This is a genomic window from Pseudooceanicola lipolyticus (assembly GCF_002786325.1).
Classification (GTDB): domain Bacteria; phylum Pseudomonadota; class Alphaproteobacteria; order Rhodobacterales; family Rhodobacteraceae; genus Pseudooceanicola_C; species Pseudooceanicola_C lipolyticus.
The window spans coordinates 1-22542 of record NZ_PGTB01000039.1 but is presented as its reverse complement, the minus strand read 5'-3'; the positions used below and the strand labels follow the sequence as shown (position 1 = coordinate 22542).

Annotated in this window: 22 protein-coding genes, 1 tRNA gene and 1 pseudogene; 16 read left to right on the top strand and 8 right to left on the bottom strand. The window is 64.5% G+C overall.

Going from position 1 to position 22542, the window contains the following annotated elements:
* Positions 1 to 500: 500 nt before the first annotated feature.
* From CVM52_RS28105 to CVM52_RS11635, 3 genes and pseudogenes are all read left to right on the top strand, one after another.
* A pseudogene (locus CVM52_RS28105) lies at positions 501 to 584 on the top strand (hypothetical protein); the annotation flags it as partial.
* A 21-nt stretch (positions 585 to 605) separates the two neighbouring features.
* Positions 606 to 1112 (top strand): calcium-binding protein, encoded by a 507-nt coding sequence (locus CVM52_RS11640; RefSeq protein WP_240620943.1) that lies wholly within the window; start codon positions 606 to 608, stop codon positions 1110 to 1112.
* 295 nt (positions 1113 to 1407) lie between these two features.
* The gene (locus CVM52_RS11635; protein ID WP_100162668.1) at positions 1408 to 3360 is read left to right on the top strand and encodes an MASE1 domain-containing protein; all 1953 of its coding nucleotides are present in this window, start codon (positions 1408 to 1410) and stop codon (positions 3358 to 3360) included.
* A 71-nt stretch (positions 3361 to 3431) separates the two neighbouring features.
* On the opposite strand, the gene CVM52_RS27975 is transcribed toward CVM52_RS11635, so the two are convergent.
* Positions 3432 to 5012: a Hint domain-containing protein gene (locus CVM52_RS27975; protein ID WP_100162667.1), complete on the bottom strand. Its 1581-nt coding sequence runs from the start codon at positions 5010 to 5012 to the stop codon at positions 3432 to 3434.
* Between the two features lie 14 nt (positions 5013 to 5026).
* On the opposite strand from CVM52_RS27975, the gene CVM52_RS26585 reads away from it, so the two are divergent.
* From CVM52_RS26585 to CVM52_RS11595, 8 genes are all read left to right on the top strand, one after another.
* The gene (locus CVM52_RS26585) at positions 5027 to 5419 is read left to right on the top strand and encodes a hypothetical protein (protein WP_133119829.1); all 393 of its coding nucleotides are present in this window, start codon (positions 5027 to 5029) and stop codon (positions 5417 to 5419) included.
* A 75-nt stretch (positions 5420 to 5494) separates the two neighbouring features.
* The gene (locus CVM52_RS11625; protein ID WP_100162666.1) at positions 5495 to 6322 is read left to right on the top strand and encodes a cytochrome c oxidase subunit II; all 828 of its coding nucleotides are present in this window, start codon (positions 5495 to 5497) and stop codon (positions 6320 to 6322) included.
* 25 nt (positions 6323 to 6347) lie between these two features.
* Entirely contained in the window at positions 6348 to 8126 is a 1779-nt protein-coding gene (locus CVM52_RS11620) for a cbb3-type cytochrome c oxidase subunit I (RefSeq protein ID WP_100162675.1), read from the top strand.
* Positions 8123 to 8818 carry a cytochrome c oxidase subunit 3 gene (locus CVM52_RS11615; RefSeq protein ID WP_100162665.1) on the top strand — a complete coding sequence of 232 codons (696 nt, stop codon included), beginning with the start codon at positions 8123 to 8125 and terminating at the stop codon, positions 8816 to 8818. The genes CVM52_RS11620 and CVM52_RS11615 overlap by 4 nt, the downstream gene beginning before the upstream one ends.
* A 12-nt stretch (positions 8819 to 8830) precedes the next feature.
* Complete coding sequence (locus CVM52_RS11610) at positions 8831 to 9547, top strand: heme-copper oxidase subunit III family protein (protein ID WP_100162664.1); 717 nt, start codon at positions 8831 to 8833, stop codon at positions 9545 to 9547.
* Positions 9548 to 9556: 9 nt separating this feature from the next.
* On the top strand, positions 9557 to 9937 hold the full coding sequence (locus CVM52_RS11605) for a cytochrome C oxidase subunit IV family protein (protein WP_100162663.1): 381 nt from the start codon (positions 9557 to 9559) through the stop codon (positions 9935 to 9937).
* Between the two features lie 130 nt (positions 9938 to 10067).
* Positions 10068 to 10385 carry a hypothetical protein gene (locus CVM52_RS11600; RefSeq protein WP_100162662.1) on the top strand — a complete coding sequence of 106 codons (318 nt, stop codon included), beginning with the start codon at positions 10068 to 10070 and terminating at the stop codon, positions 10383 to 10385.
* 358 nt (positions 10386 to 10743) lie between these two features.
* On the top strand, positions 10744 to 13029 hold the full coding sequence (locus tag CVM52_RS11595) for an arginine/lysine/ornithine decarboxylase (RefSeq protein ID WP_100162661.1): 2286 nt from the start codon (positions 10744 to 10746) through the stop codon (positions 13027 to 13029).
* Between the two features lie 716 nt (positions 13030 to 13745).
* On the opposite strand, the gene CVM52_RS11590 is transcribed toward CVM52_RS11595, so the two are convergent.
* The 5 genes from CVM52_RS11590 to pdxH form a co-directional block, all read right to left on the bottom strand.
* Positions 13746 to 13822 (bottom strand) — tRNA-Pro (locus tag CVM52_RS11590).
* Positions 13823 to 13887: 65 nt separating this feature from the next.
* Positions 13888 to 14367: a RidA family protein gene (locus tag CVM52_RS11585; RefSeq protein WP_100162660.1), complete on the bottom strand. Its 480-nt coding sequence runs from the start codon at positions 14365 to 14367 to the stop codon at positions 13888 to 13890.
* A gap of 2 nt (positions 14368 to 14369) precedes the next feature.
* A complete protein-coding gene (locus CVM52_RS11580; protein ID WP_100162659.1) occupies positions 14370 to 14834 on the bottom strand; it encodes a DUF192 domain-containing protein in 465 nt (154 codons plus the stop codon).
* Positions 14834 to 15370, bottom strand: coding sequence for a cold-shock protein (locus tag CVM52_RS11575; protein WP_100162658.1), 537 nt, complete (start codon positions 15368 to 15370; stop codon positions 14834 to 14836). Before CVM52_RS11575 ends, CVM52_RS11580 begins: the two co-directional genes overlap by 1 nt.
* 120 nt (positions 15371 to 15490) lie before the next feature.
* Entirely contained in the window at positions 15491 to 16096 is a 606-nt protein-coding gene (gene pdxH, locus CVM52_RS11570) for a pyridoxamine 5'-phosphate oxidase (protein WP_100162657.1), read from the bottom strand.
* Positions 16097 to 16262: 166 nt separating this feature from the next.
* Between pdxH and fabI the strand changes: the two genes are divergently transcribed.
* Positions 16263 to 17069 (top strand): enoyl-ACP reductase FabI, encoded by an 807-nt coding sequence (gene fabI, locus CVM52_RS11565; protein ID WP_100162656.1) that lies wholly within the window; start codon positions 16263 to 16265, stop codon positions 17067 to 17069.
* Here the strand turns inward: fabI and CVM52_RS11560 are convergent.
* Positions 17066 to 17533 carry an SRPBCC family protein gene (locus tag CVM52_RS11560; RefSeq protein WP_100162655.1) on the bottom strand — a complete coding sequence of 156 codons (468 nt, stop codon included), beginning with the start codon at positions 17531 to 17533 and terminating at the stop codon, positions 17066 to 17068. The genes fabI and CVM52_RS11560 overlap by 4 nt on opposite strands.
* Positions 17534 to 17622: 89 nt before the next feature.
* Here CVM52_RS11560 and gpt point away from each other — a divergent pair, with 89 nt between their 5' ends.
* Complete coding sequence (gene gpt, locus CVM52_RS11555; RefSeq protein WP_100162654.1) at positions 17623 to 18123, top strand: xanthine phosphoribosyltransferase; 501 nt, start codon at positions 17623 to 17625, stop codon at positions 18121 to 18123.
* 138 nt (positions 18124 to 18261) lie between these two features.
* Here the strand turns inward: gpt and CVM52_RS11550 are convergent, their stop codons facing one another.
* Positions 18262 to 18711, bottom strand: a complete 450-nt coding sequence (locus tag CVM52_RS11550) for a VOC family protein (protein WP_100162653.1) — start codon at positions 18709 to 18711, stop codon at positions 18262 to 18264.
* 52 nt (positions 18712 to 18763) lie between these two features.
* Here CVM52_RS11550 and CVM52_RS11545 point away from each other — a divergent pair, with 52 nt between their 5' ends.
* The 3 genes from CVM52_RS11545 to CVM52_RS11535 all read left to right on the top strand — a co-directional run bounded on the left by CVM52_RS11545 (position 18764) and on the right by CVM52_RS11535 (position 22528).
* Positions 18764 to 19384, top strand: a complete 621-nt coding sequence (locus CVM52_RS11545; RefSeq protein ID WP_100162652.1) for a TetR/AcrR family transcriptional regulator — start codon at positions 18764 to 18766, stop codon at positions 19382 to 19384.
* Positions 19385 to 19402: 18 nt separating this feature from the next.
* Positions 19403 to 20578 carry an aminotransferase gene (locus CVM52_RS11540; protein ID WP_100162651.1) on the top strand — a complete coding sequence of 392 codons (1176 nt, stop codon included), beginning with the start codon at positions 19403 to 19405 and terminating at the stop codon, positions 20576 to 20578.
* A 105-nt stretch (positions 20579 to 20683) separates the two neighbouring features.
* Complete coding sequence (locus tag CVM52_RS11535; RefSeq protein ID WP_100162650.1) at positions 20684 to 22528, top strand: peptidyl-prolyl cis-trans isomerase; 1845 nt, start codon at positions 20684 to 20686, stop codon at positions 22526 to 22528.
* Positions 22529 to 22542: the final 14 nt, after the last annotated feature.

Here is a 22542-nt window from a genome sequence, read left to right as displayed (position 1 = left end):
GGGGGAAGCGGCATGATCTTCTTGCTTTCATATATCGACAGTTACCGCTTCGAAGACGGCGTGCTGCTGCCGGGCGATGACATTCTTTTCAGCAAGTCCGGCACGTTATGGTTCAACACCATCGGAGCGTCGGCCTCGGATTACTTTTTCGGCCTGACGCCGGAGGAGAGCTTTGCCTATATGGACAATGCGCCGTTCCAGGTGGCGCCGGAGGTCAACTTCGTCAGCCTGAAGGAGCGCTGGACGTCATTCCTGAGTGGGGAAAACAGTGGTCGGTTCGTCGACAGCCTGACCCAGATGGCATTTGTGAGATTTGAACTGGGCGGCGCGGATGGAACCGCCGAATCCGGCAGGCATCCCATCACCATCTACGCGATCGACCCGATCAATGCGGAAATGACGGTGATCGCAGATATCTCGAACTGGATCGGCATTTCCGAAGACGAATGGGATGAAAGCGACGGAGACGGCCTGGACGTCAACGGCGGCCCCGACATCCTGTGGGGGGAAAAGGCACCGACTGGCTTTGGGGCGGCTTTGACGATGACATCGCCAAGGGCAAGGGCGGGCAGGATTTCATCGATGGCGGCCATGGCCGGGACCGGTTGTTTGGCGGGCCCGGCGACGATCAGATTGACGGCGCGGGCGATGCCGACAGGATAAATGGCGGGCCGGGGCGCGACCGCGTCAATGGCGACAAGGGGGTCGGCGTCGAAGGCCGGGACGTGATCTATGGTGGTCGCGGTGCCGACTGGTTGAACGGCAATGGCGGCGCCGACAAGATTTTCGGCCAGCGCGGCAATGACCTGATCTATGGCGGCAAGGGCAATGACACGCTGACCGGCGGCCCCGGCCGGGACAGCTTCGTCTTTGGCAAGGCCCTGGTGCAGAACACCGGCCATGGCCGCGACACGATTACCGATTTCGACCCCGACGCCGACATGATCGAGATCTTCGGCCTTGGCGGCGGTTTCCGGCGGGTCGACATCCGGCAGGCTGGCGATAACGTCGAGGTCAGTTTTGCCAAGACGAAAATCACCCTTCTGGATCTCGAGGTCGACGCGATCACCAAAAGCGTGTTCACCTTCGACGACCGGTTTTTCGAACTCTAGCCATCGCTCCCCCGGCCGCCTGGCGCCGCCATGCCTGCGCGCCCGCGCCTTCCCGCCCATGGGCGGGTATGGCGGGAATAGTCCTTGATCTTTGCCGGCTTTGGCGGAAAAGTAGTGAGATTGGCCCCTCGTTCCGCAAGGGCGAAATTTCACGCCACGATTACGTTAAGTCCTTGATTTCTCTGTCTGGCGCCTGAAAATTGGGGGGAGTCCAGTGGACCACGCAAAGCCTGTTGTTCCGGCCACGGCATCGGAGGCACTTGCCGATCCGGCCGCGCGCGGGGACCTGTTGACGATGGCGATCCGCTTCGCCTCTGGCATGCCGGCCGGCATCGGCCTGATCGCGTGCTATCTGGCTTATATGCTGGCGGCGGCCTTCGGCCATTGGATGATGGTGCTGCCGGATATCCCGATCACCGTCTGGCCGCCCAATGGTGTGATCCTGGCCGCGCTGCTGATCCAACCGCGGCAAAGCTGGCCTTGGTGGCTGGCCGTGGGTGTGGCCGGCGAACTGACCAGCAATGTGCTGTGGTTTGCCAATCCGCTGATCTGGGCGCTGGGCTATGTCGCCGCCAATGTCGCCGCGGTCACCGTGGCGGCGCTGCTGCTGAGCCGGTTCCTGGGCGCCCCGATCCGGCGTCTGGCGACGCTGCAGCAGGTGCTGGCCTTCCTCGGCCTCGGCGTGCTGGTCTCGCCGATGGTCAGCGCGACCATGGGCAGCGCGCTCAATGCCGGAATCGGCAAGGGCAGCTTTGTCGCGACCTGGCCGATGTGGTGGCTGGGCGATGCCACCGGCATCCTGATTGCCACGCCGCTGATCATTTCCTTGGTCAATGCCTGGCGCGACCGCGCCCGCCCCGCGCCGGTTCAGTTCCTCGAAGGTGCGATGATCGGCCTGGTGCTTGCCGGGCTGAGCGCCTGGGAGATGGGCACCGGCGCGGCCCATGCCTTTCTGCTGCCGCTCCCGGTGATCTGGGCGGCGTTGCGCTTTGAATTCCGCGGCGCGACGCTGGCGGTGCTGGGCCTGTCGCTGGCCATCGGGCTGCATGCCAACAGCATGGGCGCGGTGCAGGGTCTGGTCGGAGACCTGACCACCCTGCACACCCGGCTGCAGGCGCTGATCATCGTGGCCGCGGCCACCGGGCTGATCGTGGCCGCGATCACCCGGCAACAGCGCCAGGCTTTGGCCGATCTGGCGCGGTCCAACACCGAGCTTGAAGCCCGGGTCGCAGAGCGCACGCGCGCCATCGAAGCCGCCGAAAAGCGGTTCAAGGCCACTTTCCAGAATGCCGGCGTCGGCATCAGCATCGTCAGCGGCGATGGCAAGCTGATGCGCGTCAATGAACGGCTGGCGCGGATGCTGGGCTATGACGCCGAAGAAATGGAAGGCCGGGCGCTGGACCAGTTCACCCATGTCGACGACCTCGCCCTGGGCGCGGCGGCGTGGGAGCGGCTGAAATCCGGCGCTGCGGACGAATACGAGCTGGAAAAACGGTATCTCCGCAAGGACGGCGTCTATGTCTGGGGGCACACCACGGTCAGCTGCGTACGCCATCCCAGCGGCCGGATGGCCTATCTGATCAAGATCATCCAGGACATCACCGAGCGGCGGCATTCGGAAGAACTGCGCCAGAACCTCGCCCGCGAGATCAACCACCGCAGCAAGAACCTGCTGACGATCATCCAGGTGATCGCGCGGCAAACCGCGTCCCGCTCGCCGCAGGACTTCGTGCAGACCTTCGGCGACCGGTTGCGGGCGCTGGCCGCCAATCAGGACCTGCTGGTGAAAAGCGAGTGGCAGCGCATCAGCCTGCACGATCTGGTGCACAGCCAGGTCGAACAGTTCTATGCCACCGGCAACCGGATCGTGGTGACCGGGGCGCCGATGATGCTGCCGCCGGCTGCGGCGCAGGCGGTGGGCATGGCGCTGCACGAACTGGCCACCAACGCCGCCAAATATGGCAGCCTCAGCACCGAGACCGGCCAGGTGCATATCGCCTGGGAGGTGGTGCAGGATCGCTTTGTCATGACCTGGCGTGAAACCGGCGGCCCGGAGGTGACTGCGCCGTCGGCACTGGGCTTTGGCACCACCTTGCTGGACAGCATGACCGCCTCTTCGCTGTCGGGCGAGGTCAGCATCGACTACGCGCGCGACGGGCTAGTGTGGCAGTTGCAATGCCCGCTATCGGCGCTGGAAGACGGCGCGGGTGACGATGGCTCGGGGGGTCACGGCCAAACCGGCCCGTAGACCGCAGCCGGTTCTGCGCCCTTGGCCGATGCCTGGAGGCCTGGCTGTTGTTGCTCAGGCCGTGCCGGCGCTTACCCCGCCAACGCCAACCCCGCTTGGACCGGTTGCGCAACCGCCCTCGGCGCGATGGCTTCCGGCTTGGCAAAGGGCCGCGCGGTCGGGCCGTAGACGGCCGCGGCCAGGGTCCGGTTTTGCAGGGCCGCGGGCCGGTTCAGGCCGGGAAGGACGCGCATCAGCCCGGCCCGGGGTTCGGGTGCCATCATGCGCAGGGCCAGCGGCCCGGGATAGAAGCTTTCGCTGGCGACGCCCTCGCCAAAAATAATCTCGTGGCGGCGGAACAGCAGGTGAATATAGGTCACCTCGCGCTTGCCATGGGCGATGCGAATGCCGGGCACGCCGCTGGTCAGGTGAATGGCCCGCACCAGCCGATCCTTGCGGCACAGCAGCCCGTGCTGGCGCGAGACCATCAGGTCGCGCTCGGCTCCCAGAACGCCCTGTCTGATCAGCACCGGGCGCAGGGTTTCTTCGGCTTCAAGCTCATCGCGGCCGACATGCCGCGCGCCGATCCACAGCACCGGCTGCGGCCCGCGATCCAGGGTCACGACCAGATCGCCGGGCACCAGCCTTTCGGCCGGAACCGCCCCCTGGGGCGTCCGGATCCGGGTGCCGGCGGCAAAGCAGATGATCCCGGTATTGTCATAGGAGTAGCTGGAACTCCGGGCGTTCATGATGGTGAGCGAGTTGTCCCCGAAGGACCGGTTGTCGGAATAGTCGACCCTTCGACCTTCATCATCGACCGTGTTCGACTGGTTCAGGATCCCGTCATCGTCCTGGTCGGCGCGCAGCTCATCCAGGCTGTCGTAGAACCCGGACAGATCGACAAAATCATTGTTCGACCTGTCGCTGTCACCAACCTCGCCGCTATTGCCGAAGTTGAAGTCGGTGATGGTGTCGTGACCGCGCGACAGCTGGAACACGTCGTTGCCGTCGCCGCCCGACAGCACATCGTCGCCCAGCCCGCCATTCAGCGTGTCGTCGCCCCGGCCTCCCGACAGGGTATCGTTTCCCTCGCCGCCGTGCAAAGTGTCATTTCCGGAACCGCCGGCCAGCTTGTCATTGCCGGCACCGCCGGAAATCACGTCATTCCCGCCGCCCCCGGAAATGATGTCATTGCCCGCGCCGCCGGAAATCGTCTCGCCGGTATCGGATTTCGAGGCATAGGCGTCGTCGCCCGCCATCGTACCGTAATCCACCTCCGTCGCGGTGGCGTCATTCTGGCTGACGACAGTCAGGGTTGTTCCGGGCGGCGGCGGCGGGCTGGAAAACACGTAATAGTCATCCGAGACGCCTTCGATCTCCAGCTCGTAAAGATAATACCGATTGCCGTCGGCATCTTCGACGATGTTGATCGCATCGACATAGACGTTGCCGGAATTCTCCATCGTTCGGCCATTGTAGACCGAAGCCTGCTGGGTCGCGTCATCCGACACATGTTTCCTGCCGGTATCGCCCTCCAGGGTCGCGTCGTCGTCTTCGACCTGAAATGACCGGGTCGGACCGGTTCCGGGAACTTTGATCTTGCTGCCGGGGTCGATCGAAACCGCATCGGTCAGATCGCTCTCGGCAAATCCTGAGAAGAGGTACTTGGTCATGCGAAGTCCTCGGTTTGCTCGATTATGCTGACGTTAGCATCGAACTGCGGTCGAATTACGGCTGCATTTGGGAAGGGGCGAATTCTAGATATTTTGCCGCTTTGCCCCGAAATCGGCCGGCCAGAGGCAGGCAGGAATGGCTATTTCGAACAGGAAAACGCCTGCGGCCAACCGCTTTGACGCGCCCGGATGGCGGGCGTTTGTCGGTGCCCCTCCCCCTGTCCCGCAGCCAGATAAAAGGTGATTTGCGGCGCGGTTTTTTAGTGCAAATTGTCGCTATTCCGGCCATTGCCGCACTTGCCAAAACCTCGGCGGCCGGTGCCGGAACCAGTGTTTCAATTCTGCTGAATAATGCGGCAATGGCGCTGCCTTGGCCGACTCACTGGATTTTTGACCCGCTCCCGTGATACGGTGCCAGCCACGGTCCCAAGCATTGAAGCCTTTGAATCGAAGCCTTTTAACTGCTCCGGAGGGATCTGGGCATGGCAATTGTGCTGGCATTACTGTTGATCGTCATTGGCTCGGTGGCCTTTCACCTGCTGAGCCCCTGGTGGTGGACGCCGATCGCATCCAACTGGGATTACATCGACACCACGATCACGATCACCTTCTGGATCACCGGCATCGTTTTTGCCGCGGTCATCCTGTTTATGGCCTATTGCGTTTACAAGTTCCGCCACCGCGAGGGGCTGAAGGCGCATTACGAGCCCGAGAACAAGAAGCTGGAGGGCTGGCTGACGCTGGTGACCGGCCTGGGGGTGGCGGCGCTGCTGGCGCCGGGGCTGATGGTCTGGGGGCAATATATCTCGGTGCCCGACGAGGCGACCGAGGTCGAGGTCTTTGCCCAGCAATGGTATTGGAGCTATCGGCTGCCGGGCGAGGATGGCCAGCTGGGCCGCAGCGACGCCTGGCTGGTGGGTCCGGGCAATCCGCTGGGATTGGACCCGAACGACCCCAACGGCCGCGACGACCTGATCATCGAGGGCGACACCCTGCACCTGCCGGTCGAGAAGCCGGTGAAGATGCTGCTGCGCTCGGTCGATGTGCTGCATAATTTCTACGTCCCCGAATTCCGCGCCAAGATGGACATGGTGCCGGGCATGGTGACCTATTTCTGGTTCACGCCGACGCGGCTGGGCGAATTCGAGGTGCTGTGCGCCGAGCTGTGCGGCGTCGGGCATGGCGTGATGCGCGGCCTCGTGCAGATCGACTCGCAACAGGATTACCAGGCCTGGCTGCAGGGGCAGCTGAGCTTTGCGCAACTGCAGGCGCCGACGCGGCTGGGCGCGGCGGATGTGGGGCAGCCATGAAACCGAACCGCCGGCGGAAGCAGCTATGACAGACGTGACGCCCACCACCACGCCCGACCTCCCGCCCGCCGAAGTGGCGGATGTCGAGCTGTACCACCCGAAATCCTACTGGACGAAATACATCTTCTCGCAGGATGCCAAGGTGATCGCGATCCAGTATTCCGGCACCGCCATGGCGATCGGCCTGGTCGCCCTGGTGCTGAGCTGGCTGATGCGGCTGCAGCTGGGCTTTCCCGGCACCTTCGATTTCATCACGCCCGAGGCCTATTACCAGTTCGTGACCATGCATGGCATGATCATGGTGGTCTACCTGCTGACCGCGCTGTTCCTGGGCGGCTTCGGCAACTACCTGATCCCGCTGATGGTGGGGGCGCGCGACATGGTGTTCCCCTATGCCAATATGCTGAGCTATTGGATCTACCTGCTGGCGGTGCTGGTGCTTGTCGGCAGTTTCTTTGCCCCCGGCGGGCCCACCGGCGCGGGCTGGACGTTATACCCGCCGCAGGCGATCCTGTCGGGCACACCGGGCAGCGCCGGTGCCGGCATCATCCTGATGCTGGTATCGCTGATCCTGTTCATCATCGGCTTTACCATGGGCGGGCTGAACTATGTGGTGACCGTGCTGCAGGGCCGCACCCGGGGCATGACGCTGATGCGGATGCCGCTGACGGTCTGGGGCATCTTCACCGCCACGGTGATGGCGCTGCTGGCCTTCCCGGCGCTGTTCGTGGCGGCGGTGATGATGCTGTTCGACCGCACGCTGGGCACCAGTTTCTTCATGCCGGCGCTGGTCGAGCTGGGCCAGCAGCTCAGCTATGGCGGCGGCTCGCCGATCATGTTCCAGCACCTGTTCTGGTTCTTCGGCCATCCCGAGGTCTATATCGTCGCCCTGCCCGCCTTTGGCATCGTCTCGGACCTGATCAGCACCCATGCCCGCAAGAACATCTTCGGCTATCGCATGATGGTCTGGGCCATCGTCGGCATCGGCGCGCTCAGCTTCATCGTCTGGGCCCACCACATGTATGTCAGCGGCATGCACCCCTATTTCGGGTTTTTCTTCGCCACCACCACGCTGATCATCGCGGTGCCGACGGCGATCAAGGTCTATAACTGGGTGCTGACCCTGTGGCGCGGCGACATCCACCTGACCATCCCGATGCTGTTCGCGCTGGCCTTTATCGTCACCTTCGTCAACGGCGGGCTGACCGGCCTGTTCCTGGGCAACGTGGTGGTCGACGTGCCGCTGAGCGACACCATGTTCGTGGTGGCGCATTTCCACATGGTGATGGGGGTGGCGCCGATCCTGGTGGTGTTTGGCGCGATCTATCACTGGTATCCCAAGATCAGCGGCCGGATGCTGCACGAGGGCATGGGCCGGTTCCATTTCTGGGTCACCTTCCTGGGCGCCTATCTGATCTTTTTCCCGATGCATTATGTCGGCCTGATCGGCGTGCCGCGGCGCTATCCCGAGATTGGCGAAACCCTGTTCATCCCGGATTCGGTCCATGCGCTGAACGGTTTCATCAGCGTCATGGCGCTGATCGTCGGCTTTGCCCAGCTGGTGTTTGTGTTCAACCTGGTGTGGAGCCTGCGCCACGGCCGGGTGGCCGGCGGCAACCCGTGGCGGGCCACCACGCTGGAATGGCAGACGCCCGAGACCCCGCCGGCGCATGGCAACTGGGGCAAGGAACTGCCGGTGGTCTATCGCTGGGCCTATGATTACAGCGTGCCCGGTGCGGCCGAGGACTTTCTGGCGCAGAACGACCCCGGCGGCCCGGCCGGATCGACGCGGGCCGCGCCATGAGCGTGATCGTCGTCTTCCTGCTGACCATCGGCGGCATCGCCGGGTGGTGGCTGGTGCGGCAGGGTCTGCTGACCAAGCCCTGGCTGGAAACCGGCAGCGGACCGATCCCGGACGACCTGCCGCTGCCCACCGCCAAGATCGGGCTGGTGGTGTTTCTGGCGGTGGTCGGCTGTCTCTTCGCGCTGTTCGCCAGCGCCTATTTCATGCGGATGGATTACGCCGACTGGCAGAACATGCCGGTGCCGCGGCTGCTGTGGATGAACACCGCCGTGCTGGTGCTGAGCAGCGTGCTGCTGCAATGCGCGGTGGTGGCGGCACGGCAGGACGACCTGGCCACCGTGCGGCTGGGTCTGACCGCCGGCGGCGTCGCGGCGGTGGCCTTCCTGGCGGTGCAGCTGCTGATCTGGCGCGAGTTGACCGCCAGCGGTTTCCTGGTCGACCGCAACCCGGCCAACAGCTTTTTCTACATGATCACCGGCATGCACGGGCTGCATCTGTTGGGCGGGCTGGTGGCGCTGGCGCTGCCGCTTGCCGGTGCCTGGCGCGGCGCGGTGACCGGACGGCTGCAGCTGCGCATCGAGCTCTGCGCCACCTACTGGCATTTCCTGCTGTTCGTCTGGTTCGCGCTGGTGGTGCTGTTCATGGGATGGGCGCGCGAATTTATCGACCTCTGCGGTCAATTGCTGTCGTGAAGGGATCAAGCCATGGCGGATATATCCACGCTTGAACCGGCCAGCCCCCGCCCCGGCGGGTTGCGCGGGGTGATCGCCGACTGGGCCTCGGATCAGCGCACGTTCAAGAACGTGTCCTGGGGCAAGGCGATGATCTGGATCTTCCTGCTGAGCGACATTTTCATCTTCGGCTGCTTCCTGCTGTCCTACATGACCGCGCGCATGTCGACGCTGGTGCCCTGGCCCAATCCCAGCGAGGTCTTTGCCCTGCACATGTTCGGCGCCGACATCCCGCTGATCCTGATTGCGATCATGACCTTCGTGCTGATCACCTCCAGCGGCACGATGGCGCTGGCGGTGAATTTCGGCTATCGGCGCGATCGCAAAAAGACCGCGCTGATGCTGCTGGTCACCGCGTTTTTCGGCGCGATGTTCGTCGGCATGCAGGCCTTCGAATGGACCAAGCTGATCTCGGAAGGGGTGCGGCCCTGGGGCAATCCCTGGGGCGCCGAACAGTTCGGCGCGACGTTCTTCATGATCACCGGCTTTCACGGCACCCATGTCACCATCGGCGTGATCTTCCTGCTGATCGTGGCGCGCAAGGTGGCGCGCGGCGATTACGACACCGGGCGGCGCGGCTTTTTCACCAGCCGCCGGGGCAATTACGAAAGCGTCGAGATCATGGGCCTGTACTGGCACTTCGTCGACCTGGTCTGGGTCTTCATCTTTGCGTTTTTCTATCTCTGGTAGGGGGCGGACATGGCACATGCAGCACACGGCTCGGAACACGGACACGACCCACAGGCGGGCACGGTCCCGGCGGATGCCGGCCACCAGCAGCACCCGCTGAAGGTCTATTTCGTGATCTGGGGCCTGCTGTTCGTGCTCAGCATCTTCTCTTACATGGTCGATTACGCCGGGCTGGAAGGCTTCCTGCGCTGGTTCCTGATCCTGGCCTTCATGGTGGCCAAGGCCGGCCTGATCATGGCGATTTTCATGCATATGGCGTGGGAGCGGCTGGCGCTGAATTTTGCCATCCTGCTGCCACCGCTGGCGATCCTGGTCTTCGTCGCGATCATGGTGGCGGAATCCGACTATACCGCCGGGGCACGCGGGACGTTTTTCAGCCAGGGAAGATAGGTTCGCTCCGGGATGAACGCCGACAGACGGCAAATCGAACCGGGTCTGGCACGGCCGCAGCCACGCCCGGAAGCGCAAGGTACGGTCCACGCGGGCGGTCCGCCGCCCCGCTCAGCAAGGAGAACGCCCGATGTTCTATGACGTCCTGGTCATCGCCTTCTACACCCTGGCAGGCGTTGCCGCCGTCACGGTACTGACGCTTGGCTTTGCCTTCCTGATCTTCCTCGGCGATGCCGACGCGCGCGGCAAATCCCTGGTGTCGCCGGAATTCGACCGGTTCGCCGCCCTGGTCATCTACCTGTCCTGGTTCGGCCTCTGGTGGTGGTTCGGCTTCAGCCAGGTGCTGCTGATCGTCGCCTGCGCCGCCGCGCTGACCCTGTGCCTGATCTACGTGTTCAGCTACCGCACCACGTCGTCGCGGCAACAGATGCCGCACGGACCGGCCTGACGCGGCTCAGGCCGTTTGCGACGTAGGTCAGGGCGTTATGCCCGGTTCATGCAAAACCACGCGCGCTCCCCTTCGGCATCGCAGCTCCGCTCGGGCCGAGCTGTGAAGGGGATGGCGGCCTCACCATTTGTTCCAGTCTCACCAATGCGTCCCGGTCGTGCCAGGGGTCCCAGCGGCCGCATCCCACCAGGCACGCGGGCCGCGCAACTTCAGTGTTTGACCTGCCCGGCATTTGGCCGCACTACGTGGCCCCAGGCTCAGGCGCTGCCTGACACACCGCATCGATGCAGGCTTTGACGCCGCAGCAAAGAACCGAAAGAATGAACCGGCTGACTGCGGTCACCCTAAGGAGAGTCCCATGAAGTTCCGCTTTCCCGTCGTCATCATCGACGAGGATTTTCGGTCCGAAAACGCCTCGGGCCTGGGTATTCGCGCCTTGGCGCAGGCCGTCGAGGCCGAAGGGTTCGAAGTGCTGGGCGTGACCAGCTATGGAGACCTGTCGCAATTTGCCCAGCAGCAAAGCCGCGCCTCGGCCTTCGTGCTGTCCATCGACGACGAGGAATTCAGCCCCGGCCCCGACCTGGACCCGGCCGTGGTCGATCTGCGCGCCTTCATCGAAGAGGTGCGTTGGAAAAACGCCGATGTGCCGATCTATGTCTATGGCGAAACCAAGACCTCGCGCCACCTGCCCAATGACATCCTGCGCGAACTGCATGGCTTCATCCACATGTTCGAGGACACGCCGGAATTCGTGGCCAAGCATATCATCCGCGAGGCGCGCAGCTATCTGCAGTATATCCAGCCGCCGTTCTTCAAGGCGCTGCTCGACTATGCCGAAGACGGCTCCTATTCATGGCACTGCCCCGGCCATTCCGGCGGCGTGGCCTTTTTGAAGTCGCCGATCGGGCAGATGTATCACCAGTTCTACGGTGAAAACATGCTGCGCGCCGATGTCTGCAACGCGGTCGAGGAATTGGGCCAACTGCTGGACCACAACGGCGCGATCGGCGCCTCGGAGAAAAACGCCGCGCGGATCTTCAACGCCGATCACTGCTTTTTCGTCACAAACGGCACCTCGACCTCGAACAAGATGGTCTGGCACCACACCGTGGCGCCCGGCGATGTGGTGGTGGTGGACCGCAACTGCCACAAGTCGATCCTGCATTCGATCATCATGACCGGGGCGATCCCGGTCTTTCTGAAACCGACGCGCAACCACTGGGGCATCATCGGTCCGATCCAGCGCAGCGAGTTCGAACCCGAAACGATCAAGGCCAAGATCCGCGCCAACCCGCTTTTGGCCGATTACGACGCCGAGGCGGTGCAACCGCGCATCATGACCCTGACCCAGTCGACCTATGACGGCGTGCTGTACAACACCGAAGTGATCAAGGAGCTGCTGGACGGCTATGTCGAGAACCTGCATTTCGACGAAGCCTGGCTGCCGCATGCGGCCTTCCATCCGTTTTACGGCACCTATCACGCCATGGGGCGCAAACGTGACCGCACCACCCATTCGGTGACCTATGCCACCCAGTCGGTGCACAAGCTGCTGGCCGGGATCAGCCAGGCCAGCCACGTGCTGGTGCAGGATTCCAAAGAGACCAAGCTGGACCGGCACCTGTTCAACGAAGCCTACCTGATGCACACCTCGACCTCGCCGCAATATTCGATCATCGCCTCCTGCGATGTCGCCGCTGCGATGATGGAACCGCCCGGCGGCACCGCCCTGGTCGAGGAAAGCCTGGACGAGGCGCTCGACTTCCGCCGGGCCATGCGCAAGGTCGACGAGGAATATGGCAATGATTGGTGGTTCCAGGTCTGGGGCCCCGACGAACTGGCCGAAGAAGGTATCGGCCGGGCCCGCGACTGGGAGCTGAAGAAGACCGACAGCGAAGGCGTCGAAAGTTCGGGCGAGGATGCCTGGCACGGCTTCGGCGACATGGCACGCGGCTTCAACATGCTGGATCCGATCAAGGCCACGATCATCACGCCGGGCCTGAATATCGATGGCTGGTTCGAGGAATCGGGGATCCCCGCCTCGATCGTGTCGAAATACCTGACCGAACATGGCGTGGTGGTGGAAAAGACCGGGCTGTACAGCTTTTTCATCATGTTCACCATCGGCATCACCAAGGGCCGCTGGAACACGCTTTTGGCGGCGCTGCAGCAGTTCAAGGACGATTACGACAAGAACCAGCCGCTGTGGCGGGTGATGCCGGAATTCTGCGCCGCGCAGCCGCGCTATGAAAAGATGGGCCTGCGCGACCTCAGCCAGCACGTGCATGTGCTTTATGCCAAATACGACGTGGCGCGGCTGTCGACCGAGATTTACCTGTCAGACCATCTGCCGGCGATGACGCCCACCGATGCCTTTTCGCATATCGCCCGCCGCAAGACCGAGCGGGTCGCCATCGACGATCTGGAGGGCCGGATCACCACCAGCCTGGTCACCCCCTACCCGCCCGGCATCCCGTTGCTGATCCCCGGCGAGGTCTTCAACGCCCAGATCGTCGACTACCTGCGCTTCAACCGCGAATTCGCCCGCGAATGCCCGGGATTCGAAACCGATATCCACGGGCTGGTGCAGGAGGTCGGCGACACTGGCGAGGTGATGTATTTCGCCGATTGCGTGGCCGAGTAAGGCCACGCGTTGGCAAGACGGTCCGGGTGGCGGGATCCCCCGGAGGCAACAGAACGCGCCGCCTGCGGGGGTTTGCCGGATCCCCAGTTTGACGATGTGACCGACCTGCGGGTGGTGTCCGTCACGCTGCCGCTGCGACCGGGCAAAGATTATGTGCTGGCAAGCGGCAAAGCGGCATCTGGTCCCGCGCCGGCAAATGGCTTTTGTGCGGTTGGACCGGGTGTGATTTCTCACCCGGTTGCTCCCCCGCCTGCACGGTGAAAGACCATCGCGTGTGGTGGAGCGCTGCGGCGAAGGCTTGCATGGCCCCCACCGCCGGGACCCGGACGGGCCCGCGCGCAACCGCGCCTGCGACAGCAACAACATGTCAGCGGATTTTTCGAAGCCAGGAAACCCGAGAAGGTGCATCCCATCCAAGAAGCGATCCCCGAGAATATTGGGGACACCGGGGACCGCTCTTTCAAGCGCTTCGCCACTCGGGGATGGACATAGGCGCTGTGCCGGTCTTCGCAGGGCAGCTGTCGAAGCTGATTATACTGCGGGCACAGACCTGCGAGAGGCCGGATATCGAGCGTAGACCCAAACCTGACCCCAGGTCAATACGTTGCGGTGACGCAGGCTGCGCCAACGCCCCAGCCAACCCGCTCGAATAGCCAGAAACACCGCAGACCGCCGAATGGCTTTCGGTAGGGCAGCCGGCACTTCAAACTGGAAAATGGTCGGGGCGGCGAGATTCGAACTCACGACCCCCTGTACCCAAAACAGGTGCGCTACCAGACTGCGCCACGCCCCGGACCGTGGGCCTGTCTAGCCCCGCCGTGACGATTTGAAAAGCCCTGAACGCACCGATGGGGGCGCTCAGGCGATTTCGACCTCGGCCCAGGTTTCGAAACACATCCGGTCGCACAGCGACTGCACCCCGATGGTGGCCCGGCCGCCAATACCTGCCGGGTCGCCGAACACCTCGGCCAGCAGGTCGCTGCAGCCGCTGGACACCAGGTGCACGTCATAGAAATCGGGGGTGCAGGCGACAAAGCAAAGGCAGCGGATCAGCCCCCTGACCCGGTCCAACTCGCCCAGCGCATGTTTCATCCCGGCGATCATGTTGATGCCGGTCAGTCGCGCGGCCTGATATCCCTGTTCAGCGGTAATCTCGTCACCGACGCGGCCGGGATGCAGCACCTTGCCATCCCGCACCGGCGTATGACCGGAGAGGTACAACACGTTTCCGACGATGTGATGCGGCTTCATCCGGCCGTAGGTGGTGCCGTAATATCCGTCACCGCCAAGATCCGGCAGGTCGATACCCATCTGCACCAGCCGGTCCTCGACCCGCACGGCTAGTCCTCGCAGGGCCAGGCGGCCTCGGTTCCGAAGGCCGGATGCCGCAGCTGGGTGCCGGGGCCGATGCCGTACCGGTCGGCCAGGCCGCCATTGATCTCCAGCACCGCCAGCACGCCCTGGCCGCCGTCGATGGTGCTCAGGTCGCCCGGCACCGCGTTGTCATGCACGCGGGTCACGGTGCCTTGCGCATCGACAAAGATCATGTCCAGCGGGATCAGCGTGTTCTTCATCCAGAAAGTGGCATGCTGGGGCTGTTCGTAGATGAACAGCATCCCTGCCCCGCGCGCCATGCTTTCGCGAAACATCAGCCCCTGCGCCCGTTCCTCGGGGGTGTCGGCCAGTTCGACGCTGAATTGCAGGCTGCCCCAGTCGCCGCGCAACTCGACCCGGTCGGGCGCGCAATCCGCCCAGGCGGGCGCAACAAAGCCAAGCAGGACGGCCGCCGTCAGGAAACTGCGCATCAGGTTTCGGATTTCTGGTTCGCGGCTTCCCAGGCCTGCACCTCGGCCGCCATGCGGCCGCGCTTACCATCGATCACCCGGATCGCCAGCGCCTCGCCCGGCTGCAGATCGGCCAGGCCGGACTGGCGCAGCACCTCGATATGCAGGAACACGTCCTCGGGGCGGCCGAACACATTGGCAAAGCCAAAGCCCTTGCCCTTGTCGAACCATTTCACCCGCGCCGGTTCCAGCGGGGCGGCCTGCAGCACCTCGGGATCCATTTCGGCGAAATCGGTCAGAACCGGGGTGCTTTCGCGTTCGGGCGGGGTGATCGAGATCACCTCGACCGCCTGCACCCCGCGTTCGGTACGGTGGGTGACCACCTCGATCCGGGCGCCGTCGGCAACTGAACTCTGGCCAAAATTGCGCAGGACGTTGACGTGCAAAAGGATGTCGGGGCCGCCCTCGTCGGCCACCACGAACCCGAAGCCCTTGGCCGGGTCAAACCATTTCACCTGCCCCCGCACGTGATACATACTGTTCAAATCGTCCGCCACAAGGACCCGCCGCCAAGACGCTCACATAAATGTTAGCATTGATCTGCGCGGATTTCACACAAGAATTCAAGGAGAAAAACCCATTCTATACATGCCTTAGCCATTCAAGTGCCGTGGGAGTCACGGGTTTAGCCGTTCGATCTCCCATTTGCTCCCCGGAGCGGCGCGGCGCCAGACAAAACGGTCATGCAATCGAAACGCACCGTCGGCCCAGAATTCGATCTCGACCGGAGTCAACCGATAGCCGCCCCAGAACGGCGGGCGCGGCGGTTTCGGCCCCTTGGCGGCGGTGACCTTGGCAACCTCGGCCATCAGCGTTGCGCGGCTTTTCAGCGGCCGCGACTGGCGCGACGCCCAGGCGCCCAGCCGACTTTGCAGCGAGCGCGACGCGTAATAGGCGTCGGCCTGCGGCCCATCCTCGCGGGTGATGGTGCCGCGCGCGCGCAATTGGCGGCGCAGCGATTTCCAATGCATGACAAAGGCGGCCTTGCCGGCGCTGTCCAATTCCCCGGCCTTGGCACTTTCGTAATTGGTGTAGAATACAAAGGCGCCGGCCTCGATCTCTTTCATCAGCACCATGCGCGCATTGGGCAGGCCCTGCGGATCGACCGTGGCCAGGGCCATGGCGTTCGGGTCGTTGACCTCGCTGGCCTCGGCCTCGGCCAGCCAGCGGCGCGCGATCTCGAACGGGTCATCCCCCGCAAAAATTCCATCCCGGTCGTTCATGTCGGTCCTGTCCTGATTTTTGCCGGCACGCTAGACCAACTCCGCCCTGGGCGGAAGGTCCCACTTGGATGCAACGGTGGCGAACAAGCGCCACCACGCGCTCTTGATGCCCGGGAATCTATCGCCTAAAGGACAGCCCTACGCGCCAACAGAGATGGAAAGACCAATGTCAAATCAGCTTATGGCCGGCAAGCGCGGCCTGATCATGGGTCTGGCCAATGACAAATCCATCGCCTGGGGCATCGCCCGCGCGCTCAGCAATGCGGGTGCCGAACTGGCGTTTTCCTACCAGGGCGAAGCGCTGAAAAAGCGGGTCGACCCGCTGGCCGCACAACTGGGCAGCGATATGGTGCTGCCCTGCGATGTCAGCGACGAGGCCTCGATCGACGCATTGTTCACCGAGCTGAACGAGCGCTGGGGCGGGCTGGACTTCCTGGTGCATGCCATCGGGTTTTCCGACAAGAACGAATTGCGCGGCCGCTATGTCGATACCTCGCGCGCCAATTTTGCGCTGAGCATGGACATTTCGGTCTATAGCTTCACCGCCGTGGTGCAGCGCGCGGAAAAGATGATGAAGAGTGGCGGCGCCTGCCTGACGCTGACCTATTACGGCGCCGAACGGGTGATGCCGCATTACAACGTGATGGGCGTGGCCAAGGCCGCGCTGGAGGCATCGGTGCGCTACCTGGCCGAGGATCTGGGCAAGGACGGCATCCGCGTCAACGCGATCAGCGCCGGCCCGATCAAGACGCTGGCCGCAAGCGGCATCGGCGATTTCCGTTACATCATGAAGTGGAACGAGTATAACTCGCCGCTGCGCCGCAACGTGACCATCGACGATGTCGGCGGCTCGGCGCTGTACCTGCTGTCCGACCTTGGCGCCGGCACCACCGGCGAGGTGCTGCATGTCGATGCCGGCTATCACGTCGTCGGCATGAAGGCCGTGGACGCCCCGGATATCACCAAGGGCTAGGCCCGCCGCCGCGCCAGTTCGCGGCGCAGCCCGGCCAGCCCCTTTGCCATCGCCCAGCGGTGATTGGCCGCGAAGGCGGGCCAAAGCAGCGGAGTCACTGGCCGCAGCAGCGGCTTGCCGACCTCGACACGCCACGCATAATGGATATCTGCAACGGGTCCCTGCTGGGTCAGGTGCCAAATCCCCTGCCCGATCAGGTCGCCGCTGGCGCGGATCGTCCAGCTGTGCGGCCGGTCGACAGCGACCAACTCGGCCACCCAGCGCAGCGTATAGGGCAGCCAGCCGCGGGTGTGGAACTTCACCCGCCGCCCGATGCCATCGGGCCCGCCCGGCGCGATGATGTCAGCGGCCAGATACACCTCGCCCCACCAGCGCGGCAGCGCCTCGGCATCGTCCAGAATATCCGAGACCTCCTCGATCCGCGCCGGGACCTGCCAATGCGTCTGCAACAGCCGGGGTGCCATGGCTTCATCCTATCATAATCGCGCGCGTTGCTTCACTTGGCATTCAGGCTGGTTTAGACAGGTTCGAAAACAACAAGGGGTATCCCGCGATGACCGACCGCCTGCCGCATGAGAAAGGGTTTCACGTCAGCTGGGACCAGATCCACCGCGACTCGCGCGCGCTGGCCTGGCGTCTGGACGGCCAGGGACCGGACAATGGCAACTGGCGCGCGGTGGTGGCGATCACCCGCGGCGGCATGGCGCCGGCGATGATCGTCGCGCGCGAGCTGGACATTCGCACCGTCGATACGATCAGCGTCAAAAGCTACGACCACCAGTCGCAATCCGAGGCGCATGTGCTGAAACATCCCGACGCCACGATGATGGGCGATGGCAAAGGCGTGCTGGTGGTCGACGATCTGGTCGACAGCGGCAAGACGCTGGAACTGGTGCGCCAACTTTACCCGCGCGCGCATTTCGCCACCGTCTATGCCAAACCCAAGGGCGAGGCGCAGGTCGACACCTTTATCACCGGGGTCAGCCAGGACACCTGGATCTTCTTCCCCTGGGACATGGCGCTGCAATATGTCGAACCTTATCGCGGCACCTGAGACCCGCCGAGGCCCCCGGACACCGCCCACCGGCCGCGCCGTGTGAGGACATATATGTAAAACCGGGCCTGATCCAGATCGGACAGGTCACGGCGCGGCGGTCGGGACAGCGCCGCGCCCGCTGGCTCCCGCAGCGCGCTAAGCCCCGGTTTCCGCCTCCCAGCGGCGCTGCATCTCGGTGGGGGCGACCTCTTCGATCTTCTGCGCGATGAACCAGCGGTGGCCCCAGGGATCCTGCACCTGCCCCAGCCGTTCGCCAAAGCTTTGATCGGCCGGCCGGCGCAGCACCAGCGCGCCGGCGGCTTCGGCCGCGGCAAGAACTTTGTCGCAATCCGACACCTGCAGATGCAGCGCCACCGGCGAGCCGCCCAGCGTATCGGGCCCCAAAGCGCCGAAATCGGGATATTCATCCGCCAGGAACAATACGGATTCCCCGATCCTGAATTCGGCATGGCCGATGCGCCCGTCGCCGGGATCGGTCAGCCGGAACAGTTCCTCGGCCCCGAACACCGCGCGATAAAATTCCAGCGCCGCCGCCGCATCCCGGACGCAAAGATAGGGCGTGACCGTTTCGAATCCCGTTGTCATCAAATTCCTCCGCTTGCAGAAAATTTATAATTACGTTACGTTTCGTTTCGAAATGAGTCAAGACAAACGCAAACCCGGCCGCCCCCCTTCGCCACAGGCGCGGGCCAGGGCGCTGAAAGCAGCGCAGGAGATCCTGCTGCGCGACGGATTTGGCCGCCTGACCATCGAGGCGGTGGCCACCGCCTCGGGCACCGGCAAGCCGACCATCTATCGCCATTGGGCCAATGCCACCGAACTGGCGATGGAGGCGCTGATCGCCGATACCGATCCGGTCGCCCTGCCCGATAGCCGCACCGCCCCCCGCGCCGCGCTGATGCGGCAGCTGGACCGCCTGGTCACCGCCTTTTCCACCACGCGCGGGCGGCAGATTGCCCTGGCCCTGGCCTCGGCCGATCCCGACAGCGAATTCACCCGTGCCTTCCGCAACCGGGTGATCCTGGCCTGCCGCGAGGACGGGCGCGCTTTGATCGAAAGGGTCATCGCCGCGGACAACCTCACCGCCCCGCCGGATCTCGACGTGCTGCTTGACATGATCTACGGGCCGCTGTTCTTTCGCCTGCTGGCCGGGCACCAGCCGCTGGACCGCGCCCTGCCCGGCGCCATCGTCGACACCGCCTTTGCCGCGCTCACCCCTTCCCCTTCGGCCCCCGGCGCAGTAGCGTCGCCCGACTGATACGGAGCCGCAGCCGCCATGACCCTGACCCGCGCCCAGGCGACCTTTCCGCCGCCCATCGTTGCCGCCAAACGCTGGCTCGACGGGGTGACCTTCCCGCCCGACCGGCCGCTGATCAACGTCAGCCAAGCCGCCCCGGTGGCGCCGCCGCCGCCCGAGCTGCGCCAGGTGATGGCCGATGTGGCTCTGAACGACGATTCCGCCCATCTCTACGGCCCTGATCTGGGCCTGCCCGCGCTGCGCGCCGAAATCGCCGCGCAGTGGTCGGCGCATTACCGCGGCACGATCACTCCGGAGCAGGTGGCGATCACCTCGGGCTGCAACCAGGCCTTTGCTGCCGCCATCCACGCGCTGACCGGCGAAGGCGACGAAGTGATCCTGCCAACGCCCTGGTATTTCAACCACAAGATGTGGCTGGACATGTGTGGCGTGCGCGCCGTGCCGCTGCCCGCCGGCGAAGGCATGTTGCCCGATCCCGACCGGGCCGCCGCCCTGATCGGCCCGCGCACCCGCGCCATCGCGCTGGTCTCGCCCAACAACCCAACCGGGGTGGAATATCCCGGCGCGCTGGTGCGCGCCTTTTACGACCTGGCCAAATCCCGCGGCCTGCGCCTGATCCTCGACGAGACCTATCGCGATTTCGACGCTCGCAGCGGCGCGGTGCATGACCTGTTCACCGATCCCGACTGGCCCGAGACGCTGGTCGACCTCTATTCCTTTTCCAAGGCCTATCGCCTGACCGGCCACCGGGTCGGCGCCATGATCGCGGCGCAGCCGCTGCTGGACGAGGTGGAGAAATTCATTGACAGCGTCACCATCTGCCCCAACCAGATCGGTCAGCACGCGGCGCTGTGGGGTATGCGCAACCTGGGACAATGGCTTGCCGGCGAACGGGCCGAGATCCTCGACCGCCGCACCGCCATCGAAGACGGCTTTCCCGCCTTGGCCGATCAGGGCTGGCGGCTTCTGGGGCTGGGCGCCTATTTCGCCTATGTCGAACATCCCTTCACCCTGCCCTCGGACCAGTTGGCGCAGCGGCTGGTGGCCGAGGCAGGCATTCTGTTGCTGCCGGCCACCATGTTCGTGCCCGAGGGTGAGGCCAGCGGCCAGCGCCAGCTGCGCATCGCCTTCGCCAATCTGGACCGTGCCGGCATCGGCACCATGTTCGACCGTCTGGCCGGGCTGGCGCTCTGACCTCGGTGCCGGGATCCACCGCCGGAATGCGATTGCCCTGCCCCGCCCCGCAGCGTAGACAGGGCCCCGATCAAAACGGCACTTCCGTGCCAGCACGAGGATGACATGGCTGCAGGCGCAAAAAACTTCTCCCGGACCGTGGTCTGGATCATCGTGGGCCTGCTGATCGTCGGGCTTGCCGGGTTCGGCGCGACCAGCTTCACCGGCTCGGTGCGCACGGTCGGCAAGGTCGGCAACGAATGGATCAGCGTCGATGACTATGCCCGCGAATTGCAGCGCGAAATGCGCGCGGTCGAAGCGCAGACCGGCCAACCGCTGACCATGGCAGAGGCCCGCAGCCTGGGGATTGACCAGGTGGTGCTCAGCCGTTTGGTGCAGCTTGCCGCGCTCGACAACGAGGCGGCCGAACTGGGCGTCTCCATCGGCGATGCCAACCTGCAGCAGGAAATCGTGCAGATCCCGGCCTTCCACGGCATCAACGGCACGTTCGACCGCGAGACCTATCGCTTTCAGCTGGATCAGGCCAATATCGACGAGGCCGAGTTCGAAGCCGACCTGCGCGCCGAAAGCGCCCGCACCCTGGTGCAATCGGCCATTTTCGCCGGCGTGCAGATGCCGGCGATCATGACTGACACGCTGGCCGATTACGTCGGCGCCCGGCGCAGCTTTACCTGGGCGCTGCTGGAGGATTCCGCGCTGGAGACCCCGGTGGACGAACCGACCGAGGCGCAGTTGCAGGCCTATTACGAGGCCAACCAGGACCGGTTCATGCTGCCGGAAACCCGGCAGCTGACCTATGCGCTGCTGACCCCGGAAATGCTGCTGGACACGATCGAGATCGACGAAGAGGCGGTGCGCCGCCTCTATGACGAGCGCATCGGCGACTATGCCCAGCCCGAACGGCGGCTGGTCGAACGCCTGGTCTTTGCCGACGACGAGGCCGCCGCCAGCGCCAAGGCGCAACTGGAGGTCGGCGGCACCACCTTCGAGACGCTGGTCGAAAACCGCGGCCTGGCGCTGTCCGATGTCGACCTGGGCGATGTTACCTATGTTGATCTGGGCGAAGCCGCCGAGGCCGTGTTTGCCGCCGAAACCGGCGCGGTTGTCGGCCCGCTGCCCTCCGACCTGGGCCCGGCGCTGTTCCGGGTCAACGGTCAGCTGGCCGCCCGCACCACCGAGTTCGACGATGTCGAGGGCCAGCTGCGCGACGAACTGGCCGGCGACCAGGCCCGCCGGCAGATCGACGCCCGCGCTGAGGCGCTGGAAGACATGCTGGCCGGCGGCGCCACGCTGGAAGAGCTGACCGCCGAGTCCGAGATGGAGCTGGGCACGCTGGGCTGGACCCGCAACAGCGACCAGGGCGTCGCCGCCTATGACGCCTTCAACCGCGCCGCTGCGCAGGTAACGGCCGAGGATTTCCCCAGCATCGACTTCCTCGAGGATGGCGGCATTTTCGCATTGCGCCTGGACGAGGTGCTACCGCGCCGGCCGCAGCCCTTCGCAGAGGCCCGCGGCGCCGTCGCCGAGGCCTGGCGCCAGGACCAGGTGCAGCAGGCGCTGACCGCGCAGGCCGAAACCCTGGCCGAGGGGCTGAGCGACGATGCCGCCTTCACCGAGGCCGGCCTGTCCTTCCGGGTGGAAAACGGGCTGACCCGCACCGCCTATCTTGACGGTGTGCCGGCCGATTTCATGACCCGCGTCTTCGCCATGGAAAAGGACGAGGTGCAGGTGATCCCGGCCGAAACCGGCGTGGCGATCGTGCGGCTGAACGACATCCTGCCGCCGGATCAGACCGACGAGTTCCAGACCATGCGCGATGCCGCCGCGGCGCAGTTCGACCAGGCCCTGGCCCAGGCGCTGTTCGCCGCCTATGTGCGCGACATCCGCCTGCGCTCGGGCGCGCGGCTCGACCCGCAGGCGCTGGCCGCGGTGGAGGCGAATTTCAACTGATCCGGCCCCTGAGT

What these genes read in the sequence shown, in the direction of transcription:
- CVM52_RS11620 (WP_100162675.1), top strand. Translation starts at nt 6,348, where the DNA reads ATGACAGACGTGACGCCCACCACCACGCCCGACCTCCCGCCCGCCGAA.
- CVM52_RS11560 (WP_100162655.1), bottom strand. Translation starts at nt 17,533, where the DNA reads ATGGCACCCCGGCTGTTGCAGACGCATTGGCAGGTCCCGGCGCGGATC.
- CVM52_RS11635 (WP_100162668.1), top strand. Translation starts at nt 1,408, where the DNA reads ATGGCGATCCGCTTCGCCTCTGGCATGCCGGCCGGCATCGGCCTGATC.
- CVM52_RS11550 (WP_100162653.1), bottom strand. Translation starts at nt 18,711, where the DNA reads ATGACAACGGGATTCGAAACGGTCACGCCCTATCTTTGCGTCCGGGAT.
- pdxH (WP_100162657.1), bottom strand. Translation starts at nt 16,096, where the DNA reads ATGAACGACCGGGATGGAATTTTTGCGGGGGATGACCCGTTCGAGATC.
- CVM52_RS11595 (WP_100162661.1), top strand. Translation starts at nt 10,744, where the DNA reads ATGAAGTTCCGCTTTCCCGTCGTCATCATCGACGAGGATTTTCGGTCC.
- gpt (WP_100162654.1), top strand. Translation starts at nt 17,623, where the DNA reads ATGACCGACCGCCTGCCGCATGAGAAAGGGTTTCACGTCAGCTGGGAC.
- CVM52_RS11615 (WP_100162665.1), top strand. Translation starts at nt 8,123, where the DNA reads ATGAGCGTGATCGTCGTCTTCCTGCTGACCATCGGCGGCATCGCCGGG.
- CVM52_RS11610 (WP_100162664.1), top strand. Translation starts at nt 8,831, where the DNA reads ATGGCGGATATATCCACGCTTGAACCGGCCAGCCCCCGCCCCGGCGGG.
- fabI (WP_100162656.1), top strand. Translation starts at nt 16,263, where the DNA reads ATGTCAAATCAGCTTATGGCCGGCAAGCGCGGCCTGATCATGGGTCTG.
- CVM52_RS11545 (WP_100162652.1), top strand. Translation starts at nt 18,764, where the DNA reads ATGAGTCAAGACAAACGCAAACCCGGCCGCCCCCCTTCGCCACAGGCG.
- CVM52_RS27975 (WP_100162667.1), bottom strand. Translation starts at nt 5,012, where the DNA reads ATGACCAAGTACCTCTTCTCAGGATTTGCCGAGAGCGATCTGACCGAT.
- CVM52_RS11605 (WP_100162663.1), top strand. Translation starts at nt 9,557, where the DNA reads ATGGCACATGCAGCACACGGCTCGGAACACGGACACGACCCACAGGCG.
- CVM52_RS11600 (WP_100162662.1), top strand. Translation starts at nt 10,068, where the DNA reads ATGTTCTATGACGTCCTGGTCATCGCCTTCTACACCCTGGCAGGCGTT.
- CVM52_RS11580 (WP_100162659.1), bottom strand. Translation starts at nt 14,834, where the DNA reads ATGCGCAGTTTCCTGACGGCGGCCGTCCTGCTTGGCTTTGTTGCGCCC.
- CVM52_RS11540 (WP_100162651.1), top strand. Translation starts at nt 19,403, where the DNA reads ATGACCCTGACCCGCGCCCAGGCGACCTTTCCGCCGCCCATCGTTGCC.
- CVM52_RS11625 (WP_100162666.1), top strand. Translation starts at nt 5,495, where the DNA reads ATGGCAATTGTGCTGGCATTACTGTTGATCGTCATTGGCTCGGTGGCC.
- CVM52_RS11535 (WP_100162650.1), top strand. Translation starts at nt 20,684, where the DNA reads ATGGCTGCAGGCGCAAAAAACTTCTCCCGGACCGTGGTCTGGATCATC.